This window comes from Actinoplanes xinjiangensis, assembly GCF_003148685.1.
Classification (GTDB): domain Bacteria; phylum Actinomycetota; class Actinomycetes; order Mycobacteriales; family Micromonosporaceae; genus Actinoplanes; species Actinoplanes xinjiangensis.
The window spans coordinates 38536-55759 of sequence record NZ_QGGR01000001.1 but is presented as its reverse complement, the minus strand read 5'-3'; the positions used below and the strand labels follow the sequence as shown (position 1 = coordinate 55759).

General features: G+C 69.4%; 14 protein-coding genes. 11 read left to right on the top strand and 3 right to left on the bottom strand.

Annotated features, from left to right (window positions below; translation table 11 throughout):
• Positions 1-89 precede the first annotated feature (89 nt).
• From pgi to BC793_RS00180, 7 genes are all read left to right on the top strand, one after another.
• On the top strand, positions 90-1721 hold the full coding sequence (gene pgi / locus BC793_RS00210) for a glucose-6-phosphate isomerase (protein ID WP_109588486.1): 1632 nt from the start codon (positions 90-92) through the stop codon (positions 1719-1721).
• A gap of 19 nt (positions 1722-1740) precedes the next feature.
• Positions 1741-2844 (top strand): winged helix DNA-binding domain-containing protein, encoded by a 1104-nt coding sequence (locus tag BC793_RS00205; protein WP_239169822.1) that lies wholly within the window; start codon positions 1741-1743, stop codon positions 2842-2844.
• A 147-nt stretch (positions 2845-2991) separates the two neighbouring features.
• Positions 2992-3918, top strand: a complete 927-nt coding sequence (locus tag BC793_RS00200; RefSeq protein ID WP_109588485.1) for a metal-dependent hydrolase — start codon at positions 2992-2994, stop codon at positions 3916-3918.
• 5 nt (positions 3919-3923) lie between these two features.
• Positions 3924-4940 carry a hypothetical protein gene (locus tag BC793_RS00195; RefSeq protein ID WP_146246137.1) on the top strand — a complete coding sequence of 339 codons (1017 nt, stop codon included), beginning with the start codon at positions 3924-3926 and terminating at the stop codon, positions 4938-4940.
• Between the two features lie 211 nt (positions 4941-5151).
• A complete protein-coding gene (locus tag BC793_RS00190) occupies positions 5152-6948 on the top strand; it encodes a rhamnogalacturonan lyase (protein ID WP_158319166.1) in 1797 nt (598 codons plus the stop codon).
• 57 nt (positions 6949-7005) lie between these two features.
• Positions 7006-7791 carry an HD domain-containing protein gene (locus BC793_RS00185; protein WP_109588483.1) on the top strand — a complete coding sequence of 262 codons (786 nt, stop codon included), beginning with the start codon at positions 7006-7008 and terminating at the stop codon, positions 7789-7791.
• A 19-nt stretch (positions 7792-7810) separates the two neighbouring features.
• A complete protein-coding gene (locus BC793_RS00180) occupies positions 7811-8608 on the top strand; it encodes a hypothetical protein (protein ID WP_146246136.1) in 798 nt (265 codons plus the stop codon).
• 60 nt (positions 8609-8668) lie between these two features.
• Here the strand turns inward: BC793_RS00180 and BC793_RS48635 are convergent, their stop codons facing one another.
• Positions 8669-8938, bottom strand: a complete 270-nt coding sequence (locus BC793_RS48635; protein WP_146246135.1) for a hypothetical protein — start codon at positions 8936-8938, stop codon at positions 8669-8671.
• A gap of 495 nt (positions 8939-9433) precedes the next feature.
• Between BC793_RS48635 and BC793_RS00175 the strand changes: the two genes are divergently transcribed.
• From BC793_RS00175 to BC793_RS00165, 3 genes are all read left to right on the top strand, one after another.
• Positions 9434-11278, top strand: a complete 1845-nt coding sequence (locus BC793_RS00175; RefSeq protein WP_239169823.1) for a glycoside hydrolase family 5 protein — start codon at positions 9434-9436, stop codon at positions 11276-11278.
• Positions 11279-11388: 110 nt separating this feature from the next.
• Positions 11389-12696, top strand: coding sequence for a glycosyl hydrolase family 18 protein (locus tag BC793_RS00170; protein ID WP_109588480.1), 1308 nt, complete (start codon positions 11389-11391; stop codon positions 12694-12696).
• A gap of 112 nt (positions 12697-12808) precedes the next feature.
• Positions 12809-13963, top strand: a complete 1155-nt coding sequence (locus tag BC793_RS00165; protein WP_109588479.1) for a dienelactone hydrolase family protein — start codon at positions 12809-12811, stop codon at positions 13961-13963.
• 251 nt (positions 13964-14214) lie between these two features.
• Here the strand turns inward: BC793_RS00165 and BC793_RS00160 are convergent, their stop codons facing one another.
• Positions 14215-15369 (bottom strand): acyltransferase family protein, encoded by a 1155-nt coding sequence (locus BC793_RS00160; protein ID WP_109588478.1) that lies wholly within the window; start codon positions 15367-15369, stop codon positions 14215-14217.
• Between the two features lie 26 nt (positions 15370-15395).
• On the opposite strand from BC793_RS00160, the gene BC793_RS00155 reads away from it, so the two are divergent.
• Positions 15396-16424: an alpha/beta hydrolase gene (locus tag BC793_RS00155; RefSeq protein WP_109588477.1), complete on the top strand. Its 1029-nt coding sequence runs from the start codon at positions 15396-15398 to the stop codon at positions 16422-16424.
• Positions 16425-16426: 2 nt separating this feature from the next.
• On the opposite strand, the gene BC793_RS00150 is transcribed toward BC793_RS00155, so the two are convergent.
• Positions 16427-17182 (bottom strand): nucleoside-diphosphate kinase, encoded by a 756-nt coding sequence (locus tag BC793_RS00150; RefSeq protein ID WP_158319165.1) that lies wholly within the window; start codon positions 17180-17182, stop codon positions 16427-16429.
• Positions 17183-17224 lie beyond the last annotated feature (42 nt).

The window sequence follows — 17224 nt, the reverse complement described above, 5'->3', positions numbered from 1 at the left end:
GACAGGACACGACAGTGCGGCCGGTTCGCGGGTGCCGGGCAGCGGATCGTGCCACGATTTGTGCGTCGTCCAGGTTCGGAGTGGGAGAGATGAGCGAACACGTTTCCGACAGCGCCGAGTGGCAGACCCTTCAGGGGCTGGCCGAGAAGTTCGCCGCCGTGCACCTGCGCGACCTGTTCGGCAGTGACCCGCAGCGCGGCGACCGCTACGCCGCCGAGGTCGCCGACCTCTACGTCGACTACAGCAAGAACCTGGTCACCGACGAGGTGCTGAGTGCCCTCTTCGCGCTGGCGCAGCGGGCGAAACTCAGCGAGAAGATCACCGGCATGTTCACCGGCGAGCACATCAACATCACCGAGGACCGGGCCGTCCTGCACACTGCGCTGCGGCTGCCGCGTGACGCGTCGCTGGTCGTCGACGGCCAGGACGTCGTCGCCGACGTGCACGAGGTCCTCGACAAGATGGGTGCCTTCGCCGAGAAGGTGCGCTCGGGGGAGTGGAAGGGCCACACCGGCGAGCGCATCAAGACGATCGTCAACATCGGCATCGGCGGCTCCGACCTCGGCCCCGTGATGGCCTACGAGGCGCTGAAGGACTTCACCCAGCGCGACATCGAGTGCCGGTTCATCTCGAACATCGACCCCACCGACCTGTTCGAGAAGACCCACGACCTCGACCCGGCCACCACCCTGTTCATCGTGGTGTCCAAGACCTTCACCACGCAGGAGACGCTGACCAACGCCAAGGAGGCGCGCTCCTGGCTGCTGGAGGGCCTTGGTGGCGACGCCGCCGCGGTCGCCAAGCACTTCGTCGCGGTCAGCACCAACGCGTCGAAGGTCGCCGACTTCGGCATCGACACGGCGAACATGTTCGGCTTCTGGGACTGGGTGGGTGGCCGCTACTCGCTGCCGTCCGCCGTCGGTCTCTCCGTCATGATCGCGATCGGCAGGGAGCGGTTCGCCGAGATGCTCTCCGGCTACCACGCCGTCGACGAGCACTTCCGCAGCACCCCGATCGAGCGCAACGTGCCGGCGCTGCTCGGTCTGATCAACGTCTGGTACAACACGTTCCTCGGCGCCCAGTCGCACGCCGTGCTGCCCTATGCGCAGTATCTGCACCGCTTCGCGGCCTACCTGCAGCAGCTCACCATGGAGAGCAACGGCAAGTCGGTGCGCCTGTCCGGCGAGCCGGCCAGCTTCCAGACCGGTGAGGTCTTCTGGGGCGAGCCCGGCACCAACGGCCAGCACGCCTTCTATCAGCTGATCCACCAGGGCACCAAGCTCATCCCGGCCGACTTCATCGGGTTCAGCGTGCCCAACCACGACATCGGCGAGATGCACGACCTGTTCATGTCGAACTTCCTGGCCCAGACCGGCGCGCTGGCCTTCGGCCGCACGCTGGAGCAGGTCGAGGCCGAGGGCACCGACGCGAAGATCGCGCCGCACCGGGTCATGCAGGGCAACCACCCGACCACCACGATCCTCGCCGAGCGCCTCACCCCGGCCACGTTCGGGCAGCTGGTGGCCCTCTATGAGCACATCACGTTCACCCAGGGCGTGATCTGGGAGATCAACTCGTTCGACCAGTGGGGTGTCGAGCTGGGCAAGGTGATGGCCAACCAGCTCGCGCCGAGACTGACCTCCCGCGAGACCCCGTCCGACGACGGCGACTCGTCGACGAACGCGCTGATCAAGCGGTACCGGTCGCAGCGCGGCCGCTGAAATCTTTAGGCTCGGGGCCGTGGACACCAACACGGCCCTGAGTCTCCGGATGACCAGCCTGCTGCTCGGCCCGCGCACGCGACCGGATGTGGCGGGCCTGGATGTGGCAGGCCTGGATGTGGCAGGCATCGTCGAGTGGTTCGGCGCCATGCAGGCCCAGGACCTCAACAGCATCCTCTGGTCGCTGGGCGTGCGCCTGCGCGGGGCGACCCTGCCGGAGGTGGTCGCGGCCACCGAGCGGGGCGACGTGGTGCGTACCTGGCCGATGCGCGGCACCGTCCATCTGGTTCCGTCCGCCGACGCGCACTGGATGCTCGAGCTGGCCGGCGTCCGCACCCTCAGCGGCGTGGCCAAGCGCTGGGAGTATCTGGGTCTCGACGAGAAGACCGCACACCGGGCCATGGACGTCCTGGCCGCCGCGGTCGCGGCCGGCGGCGGCCGCTTGACGCGGTCCGAGTGCATGACCGCGCTGACCGAGGGCGGCATCTCGGTCGACGGTCAGCGCGGTTACCACCTGTTGTGGTATGTGAGTCAGCGGGGCGTGACGGCGATAGCACCCAACCGGGGTGCCGAGCAGACGTTCGTGCTGCTCGACGAGTGGGTGGCCGAGCGCAACAGCCCGTCCCGCGAGGAGGGTCTGGCCATCTTGGCGAAGCGCTATTTCCGCTCCCACGGCCCGACGACCGTGAAGGACTTCGCCGGCTGGACCGGCCTGACGCTGACCGACTGCCGCAAGGGCGTGGCCGCGGCCGGCCTCACCCCGGTCGACGTCGATGGCGTCGAGATGTGGGCCGACCCGGAGGTCCTCGACGTCGGCCCGGTGACCGGCTGGTGGGCCCTGCCCGGGTTCGACGAGTACATGCTGGGCTACAAGGACCGTTCCATGATGGCCACCAGGGAGCAGGTCGCCAAGGTCGTCCCCGGTGGCAACGGGATCTTCCAGTCCACGCTGGTCCGTGACGGCCGGGTGATGGCCACCTGGAAACGCACCCTGGGCAAGAAGGCCGTCACCGTCACCGTCCAGCCCCTGGCCGACTTCGACCTCGACGAGGCGGTTGCGGCCCTGGAGCCGTTCGCCGCGTTCGTCGGCCTGCCGCTCGTCGTGAAGTCGCTCCCGGCGTAAGGGTCGCGGCCGGGCTCGTGCACTGCGACCGCGGAGATCTCGGGAGGCCACCGGTAGCGGCCGCTTACAGCATGCGCCGACGCCGACGGTGGACACGAATGTAGAACGTGTTCTACTTTTGGGGTCCCGACGTCGAAGAGGTGTGCGATGACGGATCTGCCCATCCGCCGCATCAACTTCAGGCTGGACGAGAGCATCCCGTTCCAGTGGCTGCCCAGTCATCCGAAGTTCGGGCTCATGTGCAACGCGATCAGCATCATCGCCGTCGCGTTCGAGAAGTTCATCGTGGCGTCGACGCGCAAGGCGATGCCGCTCATCACCGACCCGGCGGCGGCCGAGGAGGCCGAGTCGTTCCTGCGGCAGGAGGCGCAGCACGCCAACAATCACCGGCGGCACGTGGCTGCGCTCGTCGCCCAGTACCCCGGCCTGCAAGAGGTGGTCGACGAAGCGGTCGCCAGTTACGACGACCTGCTGCGAACCCGGCCGCTGGAGTGGCAGCTGGCGTACACCGCCGACCTGGAGGCGACGTTCACGCCACTGTTCAAGATCATGCTGGATCACGAGGACGTCCTGTTCCGGCCCGGTGACGAGCGGGTGGCGTCGCTGTTCCTGTGGCACTTCTGCGAGGAGGTCGAGCACCGCAGTTCGGCACTCGTCGTCTTCGACGCGGTCGTGCACAACCGGTGGTACCGCAGCCGTGTCACCAAGGCGACCTTCAGCCACGTCATGACGGTCTACCGCAACATCCTGCGCGGCTTCGACCGGCACGTGCCGGAAACGGACCGCCGCGCCGGGTACCACAACATCTCACCCGACGGGGTACGCCGGGAGGAGGCGCTCACCCGGCTCCCACTCGCCGGTGGCCTGCGGAAACGGTTCGGCATCGCACCGCCGTCACCGTTCGCGCCGGCCGGGAACGCCGAGATGGCGGCACTCGTCTACCGGCTGCTGCGCTCGCAGGTGCCGCACCACCGGCCCGCCGGCGAGCCGCTCCCGGCCTTCGCCGCCGACTGGTTCGCCGCCTACGACCAGGGCCTCGATCTGAGCATGTATTACACCGCGACGGCGCGGTGACGGCCGTGAGCCCGTGTCACGACGACTTCACGGCGCTGGCGGACATGCTCGGCGGCATCGACTGCGCGACCGCGAACCCGCTGGTGACCGTCCGTGACCCGACCACGGCGCAGAGCTGGACGCAGCCGGTCCTCGAACTGCTCATGGTGGCGCTCGCCGTCGCCGCCCTGATCCATGCGGTGCTGTGGTGGCGCCGCCGCGGCGATCCGGCCAACCTCGGGCTGTGGTTCGCCACCGTCGTCTACGTGCTGATCCTGGAGCCGCCGCTGTACTTCCCCGACCGGTTCGGGATGGACGATCAGGTCGGCCTGATCTTCGTGCACAACGTCTTCACGGTGCAGTTCCTCTTCGACCGCCTGCCGCTGTACATCGTGGCGCTCTACCCCGCCATGACGTACCTCGCCTATGCCCTCGTCCAGCGGACCGGCATCCTGGAGCGCCGCAATCCGCTGCTCGGCGCGGCCTGCGTCGCGGTGGTCTTCCACGCCGGGTACGAGATCTTCGACCAGCTGGGACCGGGGCTGCGCTGGTGGGTGTGGAACCCGGCCGCGCCGTCGAACACGCCGCTGCTCGGCGACGCCCCGCTGACCAGCGCCGTCATCTTCGCGGCTGCCGCGCCGTTCGGGACCGCCCTGCTGACCCGGCTGCTGCTGGCCGGCCGGAGACTGGCAGTGTGGCGGATCGCCGCCGTGGGCCTTCTGACGCCGCTCGCGATGATGGTGTTCTCGCTGCCGACTGTGCCGTTCGGCCCGGCCGGCCGGGCGGTGGTGCTGTGGGTGGAGATGGCGGCGCTGGCCTTCGCCGCGGTGATCGCGTTCCGGGGCGGGCCGGCAGAGGGTGCAAAGGGCTCCTACGCGCCGGCCGCGGGTGCCGTCTATCTGGCCGTCATGGCGCTGCTGTGGACGGCCGCCGATGCGCCGCCGACCGCGATGGCCTACGCGGCCGGGTGCGCGCTGGTGTGGGCTGCCGTCCTGCTCGCCCAGTTCCGCCGGGCTATTGCAGATATCGGGGCACGTCTATAGCATCGGCCACGGTGAAGGTTGCGAACCGGTTAAGTACAAGTCAGGAATGAAAGCTTTCAACATTTCCTGACCTTGCCGCGCAACTCGGCTGACCTGCCATGATCCCCGCATGCCCGGTCGGCTGAAATGCCTACGAAATGGAGGCTTGGCGTCACCGGCTGAATGGCGATCGCCGCCGGAACCCCGTTTCCCCCACAAGTTTGGATCCCCCATGTTCAAACTGTTAACCAGTGTCGCCGCGGTGGTTACCGCCGTGACGCTGGCCGTCCCCGGCGTGCCCGCCGGCTCCCAGGCCGCCGCCGCCACCACTGAGAACCGCGGCCTGATCAGCCTGCGCACCGCCACCGGCAACTTCCTCTCCTGGCGCCTGCTCACCACCGATCCGGCCGGCGTCGCCTTCAACGTCTACCGCAACGGCACGAAGGTGACCGCCACCCCGATCGCCAAGGGCACCAACTTCACCGACGCGGGCGCCCCGGTCGGCGCCTCCTACACGGTCCGCCCGGTGACCGGCGGCGCCGAGACCCTCGCCGACACCGCCGCTCCGACGGTGGCGCTGGCCGCCGCCTACCAGGACGTGCCGATCCAGATCCCGGCCGGTGGCACCACACCGGACGGCGTCGCGTACACCTACAGCGCCAACGACGCCTCCGTCGGTGACCTCGACGGCGACGGCTCCTACGAGATCGTCCTCAAATGGGACCCGTCCAACGCCAAGGACAACTCCCAGGCCGGCTACACCGGGCCGGTCTACATCGACGCGTACAAACTCAACGGCACCCGCCTGTGGCGCCTCAACCTGGGCAGGAACATCCGGGCCGGTGCCCACTACACCCAGTTCCAGGTCTTCGACTACGACGGTGACGGCAGGGCCGAGGTCGCCATGAAGACCGCCGACGGCACCATCGACGGCGGCGGCACGGTGATCGGCAGCTCCACCGCCGACCACCGCAACTCCTCCGGCTACATCCTCACCGGACCGGAGTACCTGACCGTCTTCAACGGCCAGACCGGCCGGGCGATGGCGACCGCCAACTACGTCCCGGCGCGCGGCACCGTCTCCTCGTGGGGCGACAACTACGGCAACCGGGTCGACCGGTTCCTCGCCGGCACCGCCTACGTCACCGGGTCCTACCCGAGCATCATCATGGCCCGCGGCTACTACACCCGCTCGGTCATCGCGGCCTGGGACTTCCGCAACGGCGCCCTGACCCGCCGCTGGACCTTCGACAGCAGCTCGTCGACGAACGGTTCGGCCTGGGCCGGCCAGGGCAACCATCAGCTCTCGGTCGCCGACGTCGACGGCGACGGCAGGGACGAGATCATGTACGGCGCGATGGCCGTCGACGACAACGGCTCCGGCCTGTGGACCAACGGGCAGGGCCACGGCGACGCCCTCCACGTCGGCGACCTGATCCCGAGCCGTGCCGGACTGGAGGTCTTCAAGGTCGACGAGAGCACCAACAAACTGGCCGCGTGGATGGCCGACGCCCGTACCGGATCGATCATCTGGTCCAACGCGTCCTGCGGCTGCGACAACGGCCGCGGCGTCTCGGCCGACATCTACGCCGGCAGCCCCGGCGCCGAATCGTGGTCGTCGGCGGTGTCCGGCCTGCACAACACGTCCGGGCAGAACATCGGCCGCAAACCGTCCAGTGCCAACTTCGTCATCTGGTGGGACGGCGACGCCCAGCGTGAACTGCTCGACGGCACCCACATCGACAAGTACGGCACCGGCTCCGACACCCGCCTGCTGACCGCCGCGGGTGTGCGTTCCAACAACGGCACGAAGGCCACCCCGTCGTTGCAGGCCGACATCCTCGGCGACTGGCGGGAAGAGGTCATCTGGCCCACCACCGGCAACAACGCCCTGCGGATCTACTCCACCACCGACCCGACGAGCATCTCGCGCCCGTCGCTGATGCAGGACCGCCAGTACCGCACGGCGGTCGCCTGGCAGAACACCGCCTACAACCAGCCGCCGCACCCCAGCTTCGCGATCGGCTGACGCCTCCGGAGGTGGCGCACGGGTCTGCGACTCGTGCGCCACCTCTACGATCGCCCTATGGGTTACACGATTGGTGACCTCATGGGCACCCTCAGTGAATCTGGTCGCCACGGCGACATCCTCCCGGTCTGGAACGCCTACGAACTCGCGAAGCGCGCCCACGGACGCCAGCGGCGGCGCGACGGCAACCCGTACATCAGCCATCCCGTCGCCGTCGCCGGGATCGTCGCCTCGCACGGCGGCACGCTGCCCGCCGTCTGCGCGGCCCTTCTGCACGACGTCATCGAGGACACCGACATCACTTCGCGGCAGTTGCACGCCGAGTTCGGGTCCGGCATCGCCGGACTCGTCGAAGACCTGACCCTCGGCGTGGTACGCACGGAGGCGCCCGACGATCCGGAACTGACCCTGATCACGCTCGCCGACCGGCTGCACAACCTGCGGACCGTCCGCCCCCTCCCGGCCGCCAGCCGCCGGCGGAGTTCCCTGGACACCCTGGTCTTCCACGTACCGCTGGCCCATTCGCTGCAAGCGCCGGAGATCGCCGCGGAGATGACCGAACTCGCCTGCGCCACCCTGAACACCCTCGACAGCCCGGGAGTCCGTGAGCACCGCCGCCGGATGATCCGGGCCATCCGCCGGGCCGATCCCCGATCGGCCGCCGAGGTGGTGGCGGCGTTCGGCGGTGGCGCCGCCCTGATCAGCAGCGGCCTGGTGCCCGAATGGGCGCTGGTGTCCGGAGGCGCCGGCGCGCTGGCGCTGCTGACCGCGGCCCTGTTCAGCCGCGACCCACGCGCGGCCGAGCGGCTGGTGTCCCTGCTCCGCGCCCGCCGCCCGGACTGACGACCGCCCGCGCTGGCCTGTGCCGCTCACCCTCAGCCGGTGGGCGGCCGCCCACCGCGGCCCGGCCGATACGTCACCGTCGACCGCCGCCTTATGGCGCCGAGTCTCGCAGAACCAGGCCGGAGAGCCGATTCCGGCGTCCGGGCCGGTCGCTACGGTCGGCGTCATGCCGATCGACGACAAGGGACGCGACTGGACCGCGGACGGGCGGCCAGTGGGCTGGTCGGCCAACGAGCAGTACGTGAAGGCGATGAACGAGGGATCCGGCCTGGCCTCCGGCGTTTTCGTGCTTCTCGGCTGGTTCTTCAAGCTCGCGGTCTTCGTCGTCGCGCTGGGGCTGGTGGTCTATCTGGCGGCACGAGCCTGGGAGTTCGTCGCCACGTCCAGACCGGACGCCGGCCGGTACGCGGCGTCCCTGCGGATGGCGGACAACGAGATGACGTTGGACCACATCGACGTCGCCGACGGCACCGTCACCTTCTTCTTCGACATGAGCCGCTATCACGACATGACGAAAGACGTGACCCTCTTCTGCCTGCGAGCCGACGAGGACCCGGAGCGCCACATGGGCAGAAGTGTGCGGATCGAGGTGTTCCATCCCTCCGGCGTGTCCGGCGGGAACTTCGCACCGACGGACTGGGAATGCCGAGGCAAGGAGGGCGGGACCATCACCGTGCCCGCTGGTCAGCCGGTTCTCATCTGGGCGAGCTACCCGTTGTCGGACAGACTCGGCCTGGAGATCCGCGCGGGGTACGTGTCGCCGTCATTCTCACTCTGGACCGAGAAGTTCACGATCACTGACCTCCCGAAAGCCTGACGCGTGCGTCACCCGAGACGCCATCCGTGGCGCCCCGGGCTCACCGTGGACGTGTTTCGGCTATTGATCGGAGCGAGAGGCATCTCGGTATGCCCGGGCGTGTACGCCGTCGATTCCGCATACGAGGACCAATTCGACGCCGCATTGCAGCTTCATGTCCGAAACCTTGCAGGTAAACCTTGCCTCCACATGGCAGTCGGCGGGATCGATGGTTGTCGCCTGGCTGTGAGCAGCGCGTTCGCGCTGCGGAGCCGCCCACACCGCACCCGGAGTGATGGCTGCGGCGGCCGAAGCGATCACGACGACGGCGATTACCTTGTTGATGTTCATAATCTCCCCAAATCGATTTCTCCGTCGCATGGTCGCGGCGGAGATCGGACCGAGCAGAACCCCGCCGGTCTTACGGCACGCGGCTGTTGATCGGCGCATCGGCCATACCGGGAAGACGGTCCTGCATTTTTGACCCTGAGGGCTGCGAGAGCAGCCGGCCAAGATTCGACGGTCCCGCCGGAGTCATCGCTGCGGCGGCCGGGACCGGCCTTGCTTGCAGTCTAGGCGCCCGTGGCAGGAATGAAGCGGAGAGAGGCGAACCCCGCCGCGGTAGGACCCCTCGCCGACCGGGAAGGTGACGGGTGTCTGCCGTGAAGCGGTGCGTCATCGATCGGCCGGCCCGGCCAGGTGCGGTGGCCCGCTCGACCGGGCGACACGTTCATTGTTAGGAGTGTTCCGGAAAAGATGCTGATGCACTTCAATGTGAGCCACCGGACTCGTCGACGAAGGTTGGTGGTCACCGTGCGCCTGGCCGTACGTCTGATTCTGGCTTCTGTGCTTCTCGCGGCTCTGCCGCCGACCGCGCCGGTGGCCGCTGCGCCGCCGGTGGCCGCCGGCGCCGAGGAGCCGGGATGGACGGGCCCCTTGTCGACCCGCGGGCGGTACATCGTCGACGCCGACGGGCAGCGTTTCAAGCTGCGGTCCGGGAACTGGCACGGGGCGAGCGGCACCTGGAACGGTTCCGGTGACACGGCCGACAACGCCAACCACCACGCCGGCGAGAACTCCGGGCGGATTCCGCTGGGCCTGGACCGCGCGCCCCTCGCCACGATCGTCGCCGGGTTCCGCGAGCTGGGTCTCAACAGCGTGCGCCTGCCGTTCTCCAACGAGATGGTCCGCGACGCCCGCCCGGTCACCGACGCCGCGGTCGCCGCCAACCCCGGACTGCGCGAATCGACCCCCTTGCAGGTGTACGACAGGGTAATCGCCGAACTCACCGGCGCCGGCCTCGCGGTGATCCTCAACAATCACACGAACACGACCCGCTGGTGCTGCGCGGTCGACGGCAACGAGCGGTGGAACACCTCGCAGAGCGTCCAGCAGTGGGAGGACGACTGGGTGTTCATGGCCCGCCGCTACCGCGACGATCCGCGGGTGGTGGGCGCCGACCTGTACAACGAGGTGCGCCGCACGATCCTGGACGACCCGAACTGGGGCCGGGGCGGCGCCCACGACTGGTTCGCCGCCGCCCAGCGCGCCGGGGACCGGATTCTGGCCGAGGCCAACCCGAACCTTCTGATCATCGTGGAGGGCATCAACTGGACCGGCATCCCGGTCGACGGCTTCCCGCACGAGCGGCCGACCCTGCGCCCGGTCCGCACGCTGTCGCACACGCTGATCACGTCCGGGAAGCTGGTGTACGCGGCGCACTTCTACGACTACACCGGCCCGAACCACAGCGGCGCGACCGGCACGGGCGAGACGACCGACCCCCGCTACCGTGATCTGAGCCCGGCCGACCTGGCCGCCGTCGTCCACCGTGACGCGCTGTTCGTCGCCGGTGAGGCGGGTGGCCATTTCACCGCGCCGGTGTGGATCAGCGAGTTCGGCGTCGACGCGAACGCCGCCGAGGGCAGCAGCCAGCGCGCCTGGTTCGAGAATTTCGTGGATCTGCTGGTTCGCGCCGACGCCGACTTCGCCTACTGGCCGGCGGTCGGGTGGGCGGAGAGCGGCAACGAGTGGGGGCTGCTGTTCTTCGACGCCGCGGGGCGGCGATCCGGTGTCCTCGACGGCCCGGACTGGCGGTCCGGTGCCTGGCAGCGGCTGGTCACGGCCCCGAGCCGGCAGGGGTACGTCGCACCGGTCCCGTACCGCGACATGCTGAGCCCCGATCACGGCGACTTCATCGCGTCCGCGACGATGCGCGCCCGGCCGGACTGGGACAGCGGTGCCCGTAAGGCGGCCTGCCCCGACGGTCAGCGTCTGATCGGTCTGAGTCACACCGGCAACCGGGGCCTGTGCACCGACGTGTCCCGCCCGATCACCTGGAACGCCCACCAGGTGGTGACCGACGAGCGGCACGTCTCCCGGGACTGGGCGTCCGGCTACACGAAGTTGCAGTGCCCGGCGGCGTCGGTGCTGGTCGGCTACGCGGTACGGGGTGCGGCCGTGTCCAGTGCCCTGTGCGCCACCACGATCACCGGCGTGACCGATGCCGGCCGGACCGTGTGGTTCGACCGGGGCGACAACCGTCCGGCGGGTGCCCCCGGCGGCGACTTCGCTGACGGCCACTACAAGGGGCAGTGCGCCGACGACGAGTACGTGGCCGGGATCGCGTACACCGCACGGTTGCTGTCCGCACGTACCCCGGACGCTCTGTTCTGTCGCCGCCTGCCCTGATCGTCGGTCTGGCGGGAATTACTGTTAACAACCCTTGATATTTACGTAGGTGAACTCCAGGATGTGGTCACGCACGTCACACAGTCGGCCCACGTCGTCGAGGAGTTCACATGAGGGTTCGCCGCAAGTTGCTGGCCCTGGTCGCCGGAGTGGGGGTGGTGCTGGGTTCGGCCGTCGCCTTCGCGTCGACCGGGAACGCCGCCGTCGCCTGCTCCTCGACGCTCTGGGCCGAAGGGGCCGGCTACACCGCCGGCCAGCAGGTCACCTACCAGTCGACCCTCTACCAGGCCCTGGTCACGCACACCGCCTGGGCCGGCACCGGCTGGAACCCGGCCGCCACCCCGACGCTGTGGAAGAGCCTCGGCGCCTGCGACGGCGGCACCAGCCCCAGCCCGAGCCCGTCGGTGAGCAGGAGCGCAAGCCCGAGCCCGTCGGCCAGCCCCTCGCCGTCGCCGAGCAACCCCACCGGCTGTGGCGTCAAGGGCCGCCCGGCCGGCAAGGTCCTCCAGGGCTACTGGGAGAACTGGGACGGCGCCGCCAACGGTGTGCACCCCGGCATGGGCTGGATCCCGATCAACGACAGCCGCATCGCCCAGCACGGCTACAACGTGCTGATGGCCGCCTTCCCGGTGATCCGCTCCGACGGCACCGTCCTGTGGGAGAACGGCATGGACTCCGGCGTCAAGGTGCCCACCGTCGCCGAGATCTGCGCCGCCAAGGCCCAGGGCGCGACGATCCTGATGTCCATCGGCGGCGCGACCGCCGGCGTCGACCTCAGCTCCAGCGCCGTCGCCGACCGCTTCGTGGCGACCATCGTGCCGATCCTCAAGCAGTACAACTTCGACGGCATCGACATCGACATCGAGACCGGCCTCACCGGCAGCGGCAACATCAACACCCTGTCGACCTCGCAGGCCAATCTGATCCGCATCATCGACGGCGTCCTCGCGAACATGCCGTCGAACTTCGGCCTCACCATGGCGCCGGAGACCGCGTACGTCACCGGCGGCAGCGTCACCTACGGCTCGATCTGGGGCTCCTACCTGCCGATCATCAAGAAGTACCTGGACAACGGCCGCCTCTGGTGGCTCAACATGCAGTACTACAACGGCAGCATGTATGGCTGCTCCGGCGACTCCTACGGCGCCGGCACCGTCCAGGGCTTCACCGTGCAGACCCAGTGCCTCGCCAACGGCCTCACCATCCAGGGCACGACCATCCGGATTCCGTACGACAAGCAGGTCCCCGGACTGCCCGCGCAGATCGGCGCCGGCGGTGGCCACATGACACCGGCCCTGGTCGCCCAGGCGGTCAACAGTGTCCCCGGGATCAAGGGCCTGATGACCTGGTCGATCAACTGGGACGGCTCGAAGAACTGGACCTTCGGCGACAACGTCAAGGCTCTCCAGGGCCGCTGACCCCGAACCGGATTGCCGCTCGCCCGGACCGTCCCCAGGGCGAGCGGCAATCTGTTGACATGCGGGAAAGGGCTTTCTAGCGTCGAAATTCCATCGACGACAAGGAATCCTCATGAAGCGCCGCTCCGTGATCACCCTGCCCGCCGCGGCCCTCGCCGCACCGCACCTGACCGACGCCCTGGCCGCTGCCGGTTTCGAGGGCCCCTCGGTGATCAGCGGGAACCTGCCGGTCTTCTACGAGCGCCTCAAGGACGAACTCACCTTCCCCCTCGCGTGGCCGCACGCCCGCGACCGCGACTTCCGCGGTTGGCGCCGTCGCGCCCGCCACCAGTTCGAGAGCCTGCTCTGCCAGCCCGCCGACCGCACCCCCTTCGAGCCGGAGACCATCGACGAGCAGGCCGCCCCCGGATACCGCCGCCGTCAGGTCGTCTTCAACCTCACCCGGCACAGCCGCGTCCGCGCCACCATGCTCGTGCCCGACGGCCCCGGACCGTTCCCGGCCGCGCTCCTGCTCCACGATCACGGCGCCAGATTCGACATCGGCAAGGAGAAACTCATCCAGCCCTGGTACGACGAAACGCGTCTCGCCGCGGCGCAATCCTGGGCGGACCGTTACTTCAGCGGCCGGTTCGTCGGCGACCAGCTCGCCCGGCGCGGCTACGCGGTCCTCGCCGTCGACGCGCTCGGCTGGGGCGACCGGGGCGGCCTCACCTACGACAACCAGCAGGCCCTGGCGAGCAACCTGTTCAACCTGGGTTCGTCACCGGCCGGTCTGATGGCCCGCGAGGACGCCCGCGCCGCCGCCTTCCTCGCCACCCTTCCCGAGGTCGACCCGCGCCGGATCGCCGCCGTCGGCTTCTCGATGGGCGGTTACCGCGCGTGGCAGGTCGCCGCCCTCTCCGACCACATCGCCGCCACCGTCTCGGCGTGCTGGATGACCGGCCTCAAGGAGATGATGGTGCCCGGCAACAACACGCTGCGCGGCCAGTCCGCGTTCTACATGCTGCACCCGGGCCTCTACCGGCACCTCGACATCCCCGACGTGGCCACCCTCGCCGCACCCCGCCCGATGTTCGTCATGGGTGGCGAGCTGGACCCCCTGTTCACCGCCGAGGGCACCGCCGTCGCGTACGCCAAACTCACCCGCGTCTGGTCCGACCAGCGCGCCGCCCACCGCCTGCGCACCAAGACCTGGCCCGGCCTCGGCCACGTCTTCACCACCGAGATGCAGGAGGAGTCCTTCACCTGGCTTGACCGCCACCTGTGACCGGTCCATGCGGCGTTGGGTCCGTATCCGGCTGGTCCTCACCGCTGTCTCAGCAGCGTTGAGACAGCGGTGACGGCCAGCCGCACGAAAACCGCCGCCTGTGGCGGTCCGTCCGTGCGGCGTTGCCTCTGTGTTCGGCTGGTTCTCACCGCTGTCTCCCGAGCGTTGAGACAGCGGTGAGGACCAGCCGGACGAACCGGAAGCAGACGCGGCGGGGGCGAGTCCGGGAACCCGGACAATGTGGTTCGGGCTCAGCGTCGGCTCGGCTCCAGATGGGGGTGGGCCCGGGTGCGGGAGAGACCCAGTCGCTGGCCGGGGACCTCGATCCAGCGGTGCGTCAGCCACGAGAGGCCGAACACCGCCGTGAGGTAGCCGGCCGCGATCAGGGGGTCGGGGACGTCGGCGGTGAGCAGCGGGCGGCCCAGCTCGATCAGCGCGTAGTGGATCAGGTAGATCGAATAGCTGATCACCCCGATCCGGGCCAGCCAGGGCGGGGTGCGGCGGTGGCGCAGCAGCATCCCGGCGGCGAAGGAGCCGCCGAAGACCAGCAGGGTGAGTACCGACCGGGTGATGTAACGCGGGGTCAGGGCGTCCAGGTCGGCCAGTTCGCCGATCCAGACGACGAGCAGGGCCACGGCCACCACGGTGATCACCGCGCCGGCCCGCCACCAGGATGTCCGGCCGTGGTCGGCGCGATGGACGACGGTGCCGGTGAACATCACGGCGACGATCAGCAGGCCGTCGTGGGCGTGTGCCGGATCCATGTTGAACAGCAGCAGGGTCACGGCGAGGCCGCCGAGCAGCAGGCCCCCGGTGACCTCCGCCCAGCGCCGCCCGGACACCACCCCGGCCAGGCCGGCCGCCAACACCACCGCGGCCACCACCGGCACCGCACCGAGCCGCAATGGCACCAGCGGGGTGGTGGCCGCACCGGCGATCGCGAAGACGACCGGCGGGAGAACGGATCGGGTGGCCCGTACCGTGAAGAGGGTCGTCACGAGAAGGTAGAAGGCCATCTCGAAGGAGAGCGTCCAGAACACCGCAGTGATCAGCGGCACACCGGCCAGGAACGGCAGCATCGTGGCGTGACCCACCGCCGAGGCCAGCGGATCCGATGGTGGGTGGGCGACGACGAGGACCGCGATGACCGCGAGATAGAGCGGGAACAACCGCCGGGCCCGGCTGCGCCAGAACGCCCGCAGATCACCGTGCCGCTCCAGCGAGGCCGGAATGATATAGCCGCTGACCAGGAAGAACAGCATCACGCCGGCGGTTCCCGCGTGCAGCCACTCACTGGTGACGGCCCGCAGATCGGTGAAGACGAACCGGGTCAGATGTGCATAGACCACGAGGAGGACGGCGACGGCGCGGAGCCCGTCGAGCCAAGCCAACCTGGGTGCGGTCATCGGAAAAAGATAGTTGACTCGGGGGCATGTCGATATGGACCAGTGAGCTCGCCGGAACCCTGCATCACGACACGATCGATTCGCAGGCGCTCCGCGGCAACGTTCTCGGCGACCCGCACGAGCGGCCGCTGTGGGTGTACACGCCGCCCGGCTACGAGGCGGACGGCGACGACCGTTACCCCACCATCTACGTGATCCAGGGCTACTCCGGCCAGGTCACCATGTGGGCCAACCGGACCCCGTTCCGGCAGCCGTTCGTCGAGACCGCCGACCAGGTGTTCGCCGAGGGCAGGGCGCCCGGCTGCATCCTCGTCTACGTGGACGCGTGGACGGCGTACGGCGGCTCCCAGTTCGTCGACTCCCCGGGCACCGGCAACTACCACACCTACCTCTGTGACGAGGTGGTGCCGTACGTGGACGCCAACTACCGCACCATCGCCGACCGCGAGTCGCGGGCCATCACCGGTAAATCGTCCGGCGGGTTCGGGGCGATGATCACGCCGATGCTGCGGCCGGACCTGTTCGGGGCGCTGGCCACGCACGCCGGCGACGCGCTCTACGAGTACTGCTATCTCAACGAGTTCGCGAAGGCCGCGCGGGCGCTGCGCGACTACGACCACGACATCCAGGCGTACTGGAAGGACTTCCGGTCGCGGGTCGCGTTCACCAAGGAGGAGGACATGCTCCTCGTCCTGGTCCTGGGGTGCACGGCCGCGTTCTCCGCCGACCCGGACGGCACGCCGCGGCTGCCGTTCGACCCGCGTACCGGCGAGCTGCTGCCGGAGGTGTGGCAGCGGTGGCTGCACTGGGACCCGATCCGGATGATCGACCGGTACGCCGACGAACTGCGGTCGCTGCGGGCGGTGTGGATCGACGCGGGCACCCGGGACGAGTGGTTCCTGGATCTGGGGGCGGAGGCGTTCCGGGCGGGGCTGCTGCGGATCGGCGTGCCGGCGGAGAAGATCGCGTTCGAACTGTTCCCGGCGAAGCACGGTGGCATCGACTGGCGGTATCCGCTGGCGGTGGAGTGGCTGGCCAAGCGACTGCTCAGGTAGGGCTATCGGCCGTTCTGGTGGCAGTGCCGGATCCCCTCGTCACGCAGTGTCCGCAGGCAGCGGCGCAGGGCGGCTCGGCTGCCGGCCGCGACCGGTGTGCCGCCCGACCAGCCGACGTGCAGGGCCAGTAGCACCGCCCGGGACGGATCGACACCGGGAAGGGCACGCCACAGTGCGGTGACCGTCGAGTCGAGGGTGTGGTCGCGGTCCGGGCCGAGGACCACAGTCCCGCCGGTCCCGCCGTCGAGGCGGTGCGGGCCGGGGTCGGCGGGCACCCCCTGGATCCGCGGCCACACCTCGCCGACCAGGGCGGGCACGTCGACGAGGTCGCGGAAGTCCAGGCCCGGCGGGCGCGGCGGGCTCACCGGCGGATCGGCGTTCGGCAGGCCGAGCAGGTGGTCGCGCTGACGGGCCAACTCCCCGGGGCGTTCGGCGGCGTGCACCACGTTGGCGAACGGGCCGTCCGCGTACCGGGAACGGATCTCCCGTTTGACGCGGCGGGCGGCATCGAACGCGTCCGGCCCGCTGACCAGCAGAATCTCCGACGGCCCGGTGGTCAGGTAACGGTCCAGGAAGCCGAGCGTCAGGCTGTGCCCGGCATCGGTGTACTCCGACCAGAGATACCGGACGTCGGCGGGGGACAGGGTGATCGCCTGCCGCCCGTCGACGGTCAGCCCGGCCGCACCGGCCGCCTGCTCGACCTCACCGCCGAGACCTCGCCGCAGGCAATCCGGCTTGAGTAGAACGAACGCGTGCACACCGGCAAACCTAGCGTGGTGACCTGTGGCGCGGACCGCGCC

Bases quoted from the DNA above. Each gene is read 5' to 3' on its own strand.
- pgi (WP_109588486.1), top strand. From the start codon at position 90: ATGAGCGAACACGTTTCCGACAGCGCCGAGTGGCAGACCCTTCAGGGG.
- BC793_RS00200 (WP_109588485.1), top strand. From the start codon at position 2,992: ATGACGGATCTGCCCATCCGCCGCATCAACTTCAGGCTGGACGAGAGC.
- BC793_RS00190 (WP_158319166.1), top strand. From the start codon at position 5,152: ATGTTCAAACTGTTAACCAGTGTCGCCGCGGTGGTTACCGCCGTGACG.
- BC793_RS00185 (WP_109588483.1), top strand. From the start codon at position 7,006: ATGGGTTACACGATTGGTGACCTCATGGGCACCCTCAGTGAATCTGGT.
- BC793_RS48635 (WP_146246135.1), bottom strand. From the start codon at position 8,938: ATGAACATCAACAAGGTAATCGCCGTCGTCGTGATCGCTTCGGCCGCC.
- BC793_RS00170 (WP_109588480.1), top strand. From the start codon at position 11,389: ATGAGGGTTCGCCGCAAGTTGCTGGCCCTGGTCGCCGGAGTGGGGGTG.
- BC793_RS00165 (WP_109588479.1), top strand. From the start codon at position 12,809: ATGAAGCGCCGCTCCGTGATCACCCTGCCCGCCGCGGCCCTCGCCGCA.
- BC793_RS00160 (WP_109588478.1), bottom strand. From the start codon at position 15,369: ATGACCGCACCCAGGTTGGCTTGGCTCGACGGGCTCCGCGCCGTCGCC.
- BC793_RS00155 (WP_109588477.1), top strand. From the start codon at position 15,396: ATGTCGATATGGACCAGTGAGCTCGCCGGAACCCTGCATCACGACACG.